The sequence below is a fragment of the Sporosarcina koreensis genome, assembly GCF_001531445.1.
GTDB lineage: Bacteria > Bacillota > Bacilli > Bacillales_A > Planococcaceae > Sporosarcina > Sporosarcina koreensis_C.
This window is the reverse complement of sequence record NZ_LQYA01000264.1, coordinates 1-243: the sequence shown is the minus strand read 5'-3', so window position 1 is coordinate 243 and position 243 is coordinate 1. Positions and strand designations below refer to the sequence as shown.

General features: G+C 37.9%; 1 pseudogene. It reads right to left on the bottom strand.

Features of this window, described 5'->3' with window-relative positions:
• Positions 1 to 243, bottom strand: a pseudogene (locus AWV70_RS25715) (protein rep); the annotation flags it as partial.

Sequence of the window (243 nt, the reverse complement as noted above, 5' to 3'; positions counted from 1 at the left end):
CTCTTTATTTTCCTCTTGCTTTAAGTAAGCCATCATCACCGATAACGCCAACGCATCTTTTCTTGATTTCTTCCACGCACAGATGGTGCAGAAACGATTTTTGCACGTATTGCCTTTATGCTGTTTTTTCTTTTCTAAGCTTTTATCTGCAACCATCATCATGAACGTATTGCACTCCTTTATGAGTCGTAAAGTGTTTTCTGTAACCACATTCTCAGAAACTAGCTTTTCCATAAAGTAAGC